Annotated in this window: 6 protein-coding genes; 3 read left to right on the forward strand and 3 right to left on the reverse strand. The window is 46.7% G+C overall.

Annotated elements, in window-relative coordinates; translation table 11 throughout:
* Positions 1-158: 158 nt before the first annotated feature.
* Entirely contained in the window at positions 159-2432 is a 2274-nt protein-coding gene (locus tag KYK27_RS06545; protein ID WP_233150267.1) for a TonB-dependent receptor, read from the forward strand.
* A gap of 2 nt (positions 2433-2434) precedes the next feature.
* Here the strand turns inward: KYK27_RS06545 and KYK27_RS06550 are convergent, their stop codons facing one another.
* The 3 genes from KYK27_RS06550 to gcvP all read right to left on the reverse strand — a co-directional run bounded on the left by KYK27_RS06550 (position 2435) and on the right by gcvP (position 6775).
* Complete coding sequence (locus KYK27_RS06550) at positions 2435-3049, reverse strand: DUF4136 domain-containing protein (RefSeq protein ID WP_199109160.1); 615 nt, start codon at positions 3047-3049, stop codon at positions 2435-2437.
* 85 nt (positions 3050-3134) lie between these two features.
* A complete protein-coding gene (locus tag KYK27_RS06555; protein ID WP_199109161.1) occupies positions 3135-3500 on the reverse strand; it encodes a hypothetical protein in 366 nt (121 codons plus the stop codon).
* 356 nt (positions 3501-3856) lie between these two features.
* Complete coding sequence (gene gcvP, locus KYK27_RS06560; protein WP_199109162.1) at positions 3857-6775, reverse strand: aminomethyl-transferring glycine dehydrogenase; 2919 nt, start codon at positions 6773-6775, stop codon at positions 3857-3859.
* Positions 6776-7057: 282 nt separating this feature from the next.
* Between gcvP and KYK27_RS06565 the strand changes: the two genes are divergently transcribed.
* The gene (locus KYK27_RS06565) at positions 7058-8284 is read left to right on the forward strand and encodes an NAD(P)-dependent oxidoreductase (protein ID WP_199109163.1); all 1227 of its coding nucleotides are present in this window, start codon (positions 7058-7060) and stop codon (positions 8282-8284) included.
* Between the two features lie 374 nt (positions 8285-8658).
* Positions 8659-8870: hypothetical protein (locus KYK27_RS06570; protein ID WP_219337355.1), on the forward strand; the 212-nt coding region annotated here is incomplete at its 3' end.

Below are 8870 nucleotides of genomic sequence, written 5' to 3' on the forward strand. Positions count from 1 at the left end.
ATTGAATTGATATAAAAATCTCATTAGCTTTCATAGTTTGGAAAGGCTCCGCAGGTTCTGCCGGAGCTTTTTTATTGCCTATAGTTTGCAAACTATAGTTGTAACTATAAACAATGTGCCCTGTTGCACGTTCTGAAATGAGTTTCTGTACCTACTCCATGAAAAAACTTCTGCTTTTATACTTCTTTGTGCTTGGTGTTTGTCCGGCAATTATGGCACAAACTATAGTGAAAGGTATTGTCCGGAATGCGCAAACACAGCAAACCATACCAAATGCTATAGTCAGAGCAAATACCAACCAGACCACGCAAACCGCTACAGATGGCAGCTATAGTTTAACCGTTCCGGCGCAGGCTTCTTATATCATCGTTTCCCATATTGGGTTTGTACCAGACACTATCACCATACAACATGGGCAAACTATAGTTTACTATACCGAACTACAGCCCCGGCAGAATATCTTAAAAGAAGTACAGGTACAGGGTTTCGAGACCAACCGTCCTTTACTACAAACGGCTGGCGCCATCAGTATAATGGATAGTGAGGTTATCCAGCGGTCGGATGAAAGCTCACTGGTGCGGGCGGTAAATACAGTGCCGGGTGTGCGGATGGATGAGCGTGCGCCGGCCAGTTATCGCATTTCGGTCAGGGGTAGCACGCTGCGCTCGCCTTACGGCATCCGGAACGTGAAGCTATATTTTAACAGCATCCCGCTGAGCGAAGCAAACGGAACAACGGCCCTTAACGCCCTAGACGCAGCAAGTATAGGCTCTATAGAAATCCTGAAAGGCCCGACGGCCAGTGTGTATGGGGCAGGAACAGGCGGAACGGTATTGTTAGAGCCAAAGCGTGCGCAGCTGGGCGCAACAATTGGAGCCGGCGTAACGATAGGTTCGTATGGTTTCCGCAAGTATGCGGCTACAGCCAGTGCAGGGTCAGCTAAGAGCAATGTGCTGGCACAGTACACGCATCAGCAATACGATGGCTACCGCGAACAATCTGCTTTCGACAGAAAGGTCCTGCTTATCTCTCCGGAGTTTTATGTATCGGATAAGCAAACGATAACTTCGCATATTATCTACTCTGATCTGTATTACGAATTGCCCGGCGGCATCACAAAAGAGCAGTATGACCAGAACCCAAGGCAGGCACGCGGCGGCGAGTTTGGAAGTGTAAAACAGCAGGCCGCCATGAATCAGGAAAGCCTAAACATCGGATTGAAGCAGGAGTATCGGTTTACAGATAACTTCAGTAACGCAACGGCCATCTATAGTTTGCACCGCTTCCGCGACCATCCGTTTAATACTGATTATGAACGCAACGCGAACCAGGAATTTGGTGGCCGCACCAGCTTTACCTATAAAACAACGATAGCTACCTTACCGGCAACCTATACTTTCGGAGGTGAGTTTCAGCGTGGATTTGAGGCAGCCCGGACTTATGACAATAATAGCGGCTCTGCAGGCGCTTTGCGCACCGACGATGAAGTGACTGCTAAGACCGGCTTCATCTTCAGCCAGGCAGAACTTGAGTTGCCATCCGATTTCATCTTTACCGCAGCCCTCAGCCTCAACGATACACAATACGAGATCATACGACTGGCCCAGGTACCAACTATAAACTATACCAAAGATTTTGAGGCTGTACTTTCGCCAAGAGTTGCGCTGCTTAAACGATTAACAGACCGGATATCAGCGCATGCCAGCATCAGTTCGGGTTTCTCGCCTCCTACCGAAGAAGAGATTCTGACCTCGGATGGTACCTTAAACGAAGACCTTGAAGCTGAAAAAGGAACAAACTATGAAGTGGGTGTGCGTGGCTATAGTTTGCAGAACAGGCTGAGCTTTGATGTGGTCGGGTTTTACTTCAGGCTAAAAGAAACTATAGTTAGCCGGCAGGATGTATCGAGCGTGGCTGTGTTCCGGAATGTGGGCTCTACTTCGCAGAAAGGTTTAGAAACCGCACTGAACTATACGATAGTGGATGAGCCCGCAAATGCAGTAAGCCTGTTTAAGGTCTGGGCTAGCTACACCTATAACCATTTCCGGTTTAAAGAATATCAGCAGGATGAAGATGATTTTAGCGGCAATGAACTGACAGGCGTAGCGCCACACACTGTAGCAGCTGGTTTAGATCTGGTAACAAAGCCTGGTTTATACTTTAATGCAACAGCGAACTATACAGATGAGATTCCGCTGAATGATGAGAATACTGTTTATGCCGACAGGTATATAGTGGTGGGTGCAAAAGCCGGTTACCGAACAACTATAGCCAGACAGCTGCAGCTGGATATTTTTGCCGGGGTTGATAACCTGACAGATGAAAAATATAGTTTGGGTAATGACCTGAATGCCTTTGGTGGTCGCTTTTATCAGCCGGCCCCGGACCGTAATTACTTTGGCGGAATCAGATTGAACTATAGTTTTAATTAAGGCTACTGTGTGGTTTGCGGCACAGGCGGGTACCGCGACATGATGTTGGCAACTGCTTTGTTAAGGTCGTAGCTGCCGAGAGCTGTTGGGTCTATTCCTGCTTCGTACCAGCCGCGCCATACCAGCTGATTGGTGCTGGCTTCTATCAGGTCAATAATTAAAGTACCAGGTGGCAGGTCACGTACGCTTCTGTAAGCCGGCAGCCCCGATACACTATATCGGAACCTGTAACCATACCAGTAACTATAGCCATAACCAAAGCCGGGGGCAAAAACTGTATCTGCTTCCGATGCCTTTGTGGCGGGCAATGCAATATCATAGGCAATGAGCAGGTCCGGAGATTCCTCCGCAGGCCGCATCCCTACTTTTACTAATTCACTTTCAATAGCTTGTTTTATCTGCTGATCCAGCAGTGGGCTGTAGGCGGGGCCGCTTCCTATAGTTGGAGTAGGGAGCTCTGCATTGTGCCAGGCAAAGGTCTGGTAAACTCCGAAATTAGAGGAGCTGTTGTAGCTGCTGTTTATGTCTGGACCTACCATGCAACTGGTAAGTAGCAGTAAAAATAAGGCCGGTATCAGCCGCAGATTAAAGTAACATACTTTTGGTGCGTGGTGCATTGCTGTGAGGGTTGGTGGCGAATAATGTTACTATACGCACTACCCCGAGCAATGGCTGACAAAGGCCTGCAGCTTAAGGCGTTAATTACTTTTTCTTGCGGAACCAGCTGCGCTGCTTAAGTGCACGCTCCTGAGCAATAAAAGTGTTCAGCTCTTCAGCCATTGTAGTTTCGTTGGCTACCGTGGCTTCTACTGAGAATGGAGCCGCAACCGGAGTGGCAACGCTTTCAGTTGGTAAAGCAAAAGCAGGGATAACTGCAACATGAACTTTAGCAGCAGCTGTAGCAACTATACCACCAGAAGTTAACATAGCAGCACCTGATGGAGTGTTACCTCCTTGTGCTAACCGTAGGGCTAAGCTGCTACCTGTTGTAGCTACTTGTGCCATTGCAGAAGTATAACTAATTACCAAAATCGTAATAAAAGCAATTAGTAATACTGATTTTTTCATATTGTTTATAGTTTTTTGACTACTCTAACGATTTAACGGTTGCAAAGTTATGGATTTTATATATACAAAAACCTAAATATGTAAAAAATAATCATATAGTTTTATTGGGATAATGCCAAATGTGGATTTAAGTTGTTTAAATGCATTTTTCAGGAGTGAATTTTTTTGAAAAAAATTTAAAAAAAACTTAATATTCAGTTGGTTGATTTAGATTTTTATTGGAAAAGTACAGTTTATTGACAAAAACCGAGGTTTGTCGATGAAATTCAGGAGTTTATCGTGACTTTTAGAGGGAAGGGAAAAAGAAAAAGCCTGACCATCTTGGTCAGGCTTTCTAAAACTATAGGATAATTCGGTTAGCCGATAGCTACCATCTCATTTCCGTCTTCGTTATAAGCTTCGATCGGAGCGCAAGAGCAAACCAGGTTACGGTCGCCGTAAGCACTATCAATACGGCTCACAGTTGGCCATACTTTGTTGTCGCGCAGGTACGCCATCGGGAACACCGCTTTCTCGCGAGAGTAAGGTCTTTCCCAGTTCTCTACCATCACTACTTTTAAGGTATGTGGCGCGTTCTTCAGTACGTTGTTCTTCTGGTCCGCTTTACCAGCTTCAATCTCACGAATCTCTTCACGGATCGAGATCATCACATCGCAGAATCTATCCAGTTCTTCCTGTGCTTCAGACTCGGTTGGCTCTACCATTAGCGTACCTGCTACCGGGAACGATACGGTTGGCGCATGGAAACCATAGTCCATCAAACGCTTCGCTATATCCTCTACCTCCACACCGAACTTCTTGAACTCACGGCAATCCAGGATCATCTCGTGTGCGCAACGGCCTTTAGAACCAACGTACAGTACCGGGTAGTGCTTCTCTAAACGTGCCTTCATATAGTTGGCATTCAGGATAGCAAACTTCGTAGCCTCTGTCAGACCATCAGGTCCCATCATGGCAATGTAAGCATAAGAAATAGGCAGGATAGACGCAGAACCCCAAGGCGCAGCAGATACCGCGTGAATCGCATCTTTACGGCCTAAGTCAACTACAGCGTGGCCGGGCAGGAACGGAGCCAGGTCTTTTACCACACCAATCGGGCCCATGCCAGGACCACCACCACCGTGAGGGATGCAGAACGTCTTGTGCAGGTTCAGGTGGCAAACGTCGGCGCCAATGTGTGCCGGCGAAGTTAAACCTACCTGAGCATTCATGTTGGCACCGTCCATGTAAACACGGCCGCCGTTGTCATGTATGATCTGGCAGATCTCAACGATTGACTCTTCATATACACCGTGTGTAGACGGGTACGTCACCATTAAACAAGACAGCTCATTTTTATATTGCTCCGCTTTCGCGCGCAGGTCAGCTACATCAATGTTACCTTTTTCGTCGCACTTAACTATAACTACCTTCATACCGGCCATAACCGCCGAAGCCGGGTTAGTGCCGTGTGCAGAAGATGGGATAAGCGCAACTGTACGGTGATGATCGCCGCGTGACTCGTGGTACGCACGAATCACCATCAGACCAGCGTACTCGCCTTGTGCGCCTGAGTTAGGCTGCAACGATACCGCATCAAAACGGGTGATTTCGCATAACCAGGCTTCCAGGTCTTTAAATATCTGGGCATAGCCTTTTGTCTGGTCAGCAGGCGCAAACGGGTGCAGCTGCCCGATCTCCGGCCAGGTAACCGGGATCATCTCGGCTGTAGCGTTCAGCTTCATAGTACAGGAGCCTAGCGAGATCATCGAGTGAACAAGCGAAATATCCTTGTTCTCCAGGTACTTCATGTAACGCAGGATCTCGTGCTCAGAGTGATGCTTGTTAAACACTTCGTGTGTTAAGTACTCACTCTTACGGATCAGGCTGTCAGCCCAGGTTACATCTGTTTCTTCTGGTAAGGCATCTATTGTTAATACATCCGCAGACTTTCCAGCCACTTTTGCAAATACAGCAACTATAGCTTTTACATCGGCCAGGTTGGTGTTCTGGTGAAGCGAGATGCCAATGTTGTTCTCTCCGAAGTAACGGAAGTTGATACCAGCTGCTTCAGCTTCTGTACGGATAGCATCTCTTAGTTCAGCACTTTCCACTGCAATCTTCAGTGTATCGAAATACTGCTCGTTCTGCTGCTCAAAGCCTAATGCTTTCAGGCCTTTCTCTAACTGCTGAGCCAGGGAGTAGGTATTTAAACCGATATACTTCAGGCGGCGTGGGCCATGGTAAACAGCGTACATGCCGGCAATAACAGCTAATAATACCTGTGCCGTACAGATGTTGGAAGTAGCTTTCTCACGACGGATATGCTGCTCACGTGTCTGCAGGGCCATGCGGTACGCTCTGTTACCTTCCGCATCTACCGAAATACCGATGATACGGCCCGGAATAACGCGCTTGAAGGCATCTTTTGTTGCAAAGTAGCCTGCATGCGGACCACCAAAGCCCATTGGCACACCAAAACGCTGCGTAGTACCTACTACAGCATCAGCACCCATCTCACCCGGAGATGTTAATAAGGTAAGCGAAAGAATGTCGGCAGCAACAGCTACGAAAGCCTCATTTTCATGCGCCTTTGCAATAAAGTCAGTATAGTCGAAGATGGCACCGTCGGCAGCAGGATACTGCACCAGGGCACCAAATAAGGTCTCATCAGAGAAGTCAACCTCACGGTGATCACCGATTACCAGCTCAATGCCGATAGGTATAGCGCGCGAAGTAAGTACATCTATAGTTTGTGGCAATACCAGCTCTGATACGAAAAAGCGGTTAGCATTTTTACGGGCACCTTTGCGGTTAGCAAAGAACATACCCATTGCCTCAGCGGCAGCAGTACCTTCATCCAGCAACGATGCGTTGGCGATCTCCATGCCGGTCAGGTCCATTACCATCGTCTGGTAATTGATCAGCGCCTCCAGGCGGCCTTGTGCGATCTCGGCCTGGTATGGTGTGTAGGCTGTATACCAACCCGGGTTCTCCATAATATTACGGAGTATAACCGGTGGCATAATCGTATCATTATAGCCTAAGCCAATGTACGACTTGTATATTTTGTTCTGCTTCGCGATCTGCGAGAACTGGTTCAGGAACTCTGTCTCCGTCAGGGCTGCTGGCAGGTTCAAAGGTCTTTTTAGGCGAATGGCGGCCGGTACGGTCTCCTCAATCAGCTGGTCCAGCGAGTCTACCCCGATGGTTTGCAGCATGTCCTGCATCTGCTCTTTGTCAGGGCCATTGTGGCGCTCCTTAAACACATCTGCAGGTTTGGTTTTAAATATCATAACGATGAAATATTGATTGGGAAATTGGGTTAATTAATTTCTTAGAAAGTTAAGGATTTCAGGCCTTCTTTGATTTTCTACAAAAGTAACAGTATTTGTTTTTATATTGAACCATGAAAGGCAAATACTTAATGCCTTTGCCGGGTGCTACTTATACATATAATTATAGTGTAGCTATAACTGTTAAACACAATATCCGGCGTCTTGTTTAGTGCCTGCCCTACAGGGGCGTGACTATAGTTTCAAACATCAGAAATCCAAGAACAATTCATGAATCTGCACATGACCAAGGTTAAAGTAGGTATTATTAAAGAAGGAAAGGTACCTGTAGATAAGCGGGTGCCGCTAACGCCCAAGAAATGCGAAGAAGCTACCCAGGAATTTCCTGACCTTGAAGTGCTGGTGCAGCCAAGTGAAGTAAGATGTTTTTCGGATGAGGAATATAAAGAGCTGGGAATACCGCTGCAGCAGGACCTGAGTAATTGTGATGTGCTGATGGGTGTAAAAGAAGTCCCCTTAGACCAGCTGATCCCGAACAAGACCTATTTTTTCTTTTCGCATACTATAAAGAAGCAGCCACACAACGCCAAACTGCTGCGTGCTATACTCGATAAAAAGATCACATTAATAGATTATGAGCTGCTGACAGATAAGGACGGACACCGCGTAGTTGCTTTTGGCCGCTATGCAGGTATAGTTGGCGCTTATAATGGTATTCTTACTTACGGCAAAAAACACAGCCTTTTCGATCTGAAACCTGCCTACCTCTGCCACGACATGGATGATATGCGGGAAGAGTTCTTTAAGGTGAAGTTGCCTGCTATTAAAATTGCTGTAACCGGTGGCGGTCGTGTGGCAGGCGGCGCCATGGAAGTGCTGGATGAAATGGGGATCCGGAAAGTAAGCGTATTTGACTATTTATATAAGCAGTTCACAGAGCCGGTGTATGCCCAGCTGCACTCCGGCGACTATAACAGAAGGCCCGATGTGGAAGTATGGGACTCTCCTGACTTTTATGCCCACCCGGAACTATACGAAAGCACTTTCCGCAAATTTACCCGCGTAACCGATCTGCTCCTGGCGTGTGCCTATTGGAATCCCAAAGCGCCTAAGCTGTTCTCGGAAGATGAGACCCGTCAATCCGATTTTAAAATAGATACTATCGCCGACATTACCTGCGATGTAGATGGTTCTATTCCGACTACCAAGCGCTCTACTACCATACCCGAACCGGTGTACGACTATAACCCGGCAACAGGAGAGTTAGAGCCATCCTATAGTTCGGAAAGCAATATAACCGTAATGGCCGTAGATAACCTACCCTGCGAGTTGCCCCGCAACGCCTCCCGCGACTTTGGCCGTAATATTATAGACTATGTGTTTCCGCAATTCTTTAACAACGATGAAGGGGGCATGCTGGCAAGAGCAACTATAGCTAAGGATGGAAAGCTGACTGAAAAGTATAGTTATCTGCAGGAGTATGCGGATAGCGCTGTTGTTAATAAATGAAAGAAGGAAAAAGTAAAGGACTCTATTATATATAAGAGTAATCTATAGTTGGAATAATAAAGAAGAAAACCGATTAACGTCCAGTTCAACTAAAAGGAGTTACACTCACGAAATCATCTGATATGACCCTTAGCCCGGTCATAAAGAAGAGGTGTTATTGGACAGCAGTAACACAAGTTAAAAAAGAATCTTTCAGGTTTCCAGCCACTTAGCGGTTTGTAGGTAAAAAGTTCATGGCTGGCCCTTGCATCTTCACAAGGAGTGTGTACTTTTGCAACCCGTTCAGCAGGAAAGGAAGTGAGAAGTTGGAAAGAGGCGCAGTAACTGGAACGGAAGAAAAACCTCCATTACAGCAGCGAGAGCTACTATAGCGAGTGCAGCTTCTAGAAAACATTTCTAAAATTTCTTTGGATGAGTGCTTGCAAAGACGGAAAAGATTGCCGTATCTTTGCACTCCGGTTCAGGCAGCAGGCCTTGCAGGGAAAGCTTCTTTCGAACATGGAACAGAGGCTGAAAAGAAAAGAAAAAAAAAGATTTTGCTCGAGGTATTGCAGATTGAAAAAAAGCTACTACCTTTGCACTCCCA

Source organism: Pontibacter populi (assembly GCF_019336435.1).
GTDB lineage: Bacteria > Bacteroidota > Bacteroidia > Cytophagales > Hymenobacteraceae > Pontibacter > Pontibacter humidus.

Coding starts and splice junctions, on each gene's coding strand:
- KYK27_RS06545 (WP_233150267.1), top strand. CDS start 159: ATGAAAAAACTTCTGCTTTTATACTTCTTTGTGCTTGGTGTTTGTCCG.
- KYK27_RS06550 (WP_199109160.1), bottom strand. CDS start 3,049: ATGCACCACGCACCAAAAGTATGTTACTTTAATCTGCGGCTGATACCG.
- KYK27_RS06555 (WP_199109161.1), bottom strand. CDS start 3,500: ATGAAAAAATCAGTATTACTAATTGCTTTTATTACGATTTTGGTAATT.
- gcvP (WP_199109162.1), bottom strand. CDS start 6,775: ATGATATTTAAAACCAAACCTGCAGATGTGTTTAAGGAGCGCCACAAT.
- KYK27_RS06565 (WP_199109163.1), top strand. CDS start 7,058: ATGACCAAGGTTAAAGTAGGTATTATTAAAGAAGGAAAGGTACCTGTA.